Source organism: Nitratidesulfovibrio oxamicus, assembly GCF_015731765.1.
GTDB classification, from domain to species: domain Bacteria; phylum Desulfobacterota; class Desulfovibrionia; order Desulfovibrionales; family Desulfovibrionaceae; genus Cupidesulfovibrio; species Cupidesulfovibrio oxamicus.
Genome location: NZ_VRYY01000388.1, coordinates 1 through 2,448, shown reverse-complemented (window position 1 = coordinate 2,448; position 2,448 = coordinate 1). Strand labels below are relative to the sequence as shown.

Annotated in this window: 2 protein-coding genes; one reads left to right on the top strand and one right to left on the bottom strand. The window is 66.7% G+C overall.

Going from position 1 to position 2,448, the window contains the following annotated elements; genetic code table 11:
* A partial coding sequence (locus FVW20_RS12670) for an EamA family transporter (RefSeq protein ID WP_196609901.1) occupies window positions 1–355 on the top strand: 355 nt, incomplete at its 5' end.
* A gap of 278 nt (window positions 356–633) precedes the next feature.
* On the opposite strand, the gene FVW20_RS12665 is transcribed toward FVW20_RS12670, so the two are convergent.
* Window positions 634–2,346, bottom strand: coding sequence for an FAD-dependent oxidoreductase (locus FVW20_RS12665; RefSeq protein WP_196609900.1), 1,713 nt, complete (start codon window positions 2,344–2,346; stop codon window positions 634–636).
* Window positions 2,347–2,448 lie beyond the last annotated feature (102 nt).

Genomic DNA, 2,448 nt, shown 5'->3' with positions numbered 1-2,448 from the left:
GGGCAGCCAACTGGGCGCGGCGCTGACCCTGCTGCCCGCGCTGCCCCTGTGGCCTGCGCCCGCAATACACAACCCGGCCCTGCTCACCCCGCTGGTGCTGGCCTGCACCGCCGCCCTGGCCCTGGTCTGCGGGGCCGTGGCCTACCTGCTGTACTTCCGGCTGGTGGAGGATACCGGCCCGGCCCGCGCGCTTACCGTAACCCTGCTCATACCCGTGTTCGGCATGGGCTGGGGCGCGCTGTTCCTTGGCGAGCGCATCACCCCGGCCATGGCCGCCGGGGCCGCGTGCATCGTGGCCGGCCTTGTGCTGCTGCTGGACCTGCGCCAGCTGTTCCGGGGGCGGAGTGTGGCTTGAGAGCAAGGCAGGTCCTGGTATTATCGCGGAAAAGACAAGGTCCGTGGCGGGTAACCGTCACGGACCTTGTGGTGGAACGAAGAACCCCAACCAAAAAGTTTGGGGGGAGGGGGGCGGGGAGGGAGACCATTTCACGCTCTGCGGACGCCATCCGCGCGTTGCGGTCCCTATCCGCAAGGCTCGCAAGCTCGCCTAACGGCCAGGGCAAGGTTCGCGCGTTGCGCTCACCTAACGGCTGTCGCAAAGGGTCCCTTCTCCGGAAACGTATTGCGGTTTTTCTAGATATCCGCCCCGATCTTGTGCATGGCCACCATGCCGCCCTGCACGCTGACCGTGTTGGACACGCCTTCCTTGGCCAGCATGAGCTGGGCGTCGTAGGCGCGCAGCCCGGTGTTGCACACCAGCACCACGGTGCGGTCGGTGGGCACTTCGCCCAGCCTGTCGTGGATTTGCTCTTCGGGGATGTTCTTCCAGTGGTCCGGGTATTTTTCCAGGAACGGCTGTGCGTTGCCTGCAAGGCGGGTGTCGATGAAGCACACGGTGTCATTGCTGGCGCGCTCGTTCCACAGCCGTTCGAATTCTTCGGGGTCGATGACTCTGGCGCGTCCTTCCAGGATGTTTTCGGCCACGTTGCCCGCCACGTTCAGGATGTCCATGGCCGAGGCGAACGGCGGCGAGTACACGATTTCGGCGTTGCTGATGTCCTCGATGGTGGGCTTGTCGGCCAGCATGGTGGCCACGGCGTTGATGCGCGCGGTCAGCGCATCGCCCAGGGTGGATACGCCCTGAATGCCCAGCACCCGGCGGGTGGGCTTTTCCACCACCAGTTCCAGCGACATGATGGTCTTTTCCGGGAAGAAGTGCGCCCGGTCGAACTGCTCCACGTGCACGTTGATGGCGTCAAAGCCTTCGCGCAGGGCGGTTTCGATGGTCAGGCCCGCGCCGCAGGCCGAGATTTCGAACAGCTTGACCACCCAACTGCCCACCGCGCCGGGGAAGGTGGCGTTGCCGCCGGCAAGGTTGGTGCCCACCACGCGGCCCTGGCGGTTGGCCATGGACCCCAGCGGGAAGAAGCCGGGCTTGCCGGTGATCAGGTTGGGGATGGTCACGCAGTCGCCGCCGGAGTAGATGTCCGGGTCGCTGGTCTGCATGCGGTCGTTGACGATGAGCGCGCCGCGCGGGTCGGTCTCCAGCCCAGCGGCCTTGGCGATGGCCGTGTTGGGCGATACCCCGGCGGCCATGATCACCAGTTCCGCGTCGAGCGTGCGCTTGTCGGTCACCACGCGGGCCACGGCGCCGTCCTCGCCTTCCAGCCGCACCACCTTTTCGCCGGTCAGCACGGTGACGCCGTTCTTTTCCAGGTCGTGGCGCACCATGCGGGTAAGGGTGGAGGACAGAAAGCCCGGCATGAGCCGGTCAGCCAGTTCCACCACGGTCACGCCGATGCCCCACATGTCGGCCAGCGCCACGGCCATTTCCAGGCCGATGAACCCGCCGCCCACGATCACCGCGTTGCTCACCGTGCCTGCGGCCATGGCATTGCGGATGAATTCCGCCTCTTCCAGGTTGGTGGCGGCGGTCACGCCCGCAAGGTCCAACCCTTCGACAGGGGGGCGGTTGGCCCGGCTGCCCAGCGCCAGCACCAGCTTGTCATAGGAAAGGGTCTGCTGCTCGCCCGTGCGCAGGTGTTCCACCAGCACGGTCCTGGCCGCGCGGTCGATGGACACGGCACGGGTTTCGGTCAGCACGTCCACGTCCTTGTTCACGCGAAAGAATTCGGGGTCGCGCACCACGTTGTAGGGGGTGGCTTGCAGCGCGTCGATGTTGTTGACCTCGCCCGAGACGAAATAGGGAATGCCGCAACCGCCGTAGGAAATACGCGGCGACTGGTCGATCATGGTGACCTTGGCGTCGGGTGCGAGGCGCTTGAACCGGCAGGCGGCCTTGGGGCCAAGGGCAACGGCCCCGATGACTACGACGTGCTTGGACATGCTGAAACCTCCGTGGGCTGCGCGCGGGTGACGGCGCGGGGTGCGGCGCGCGGCACGGGGTCGCGCGTCTGTTCGGGCTTTCGCGGGTGCGCCGGGCTGGCC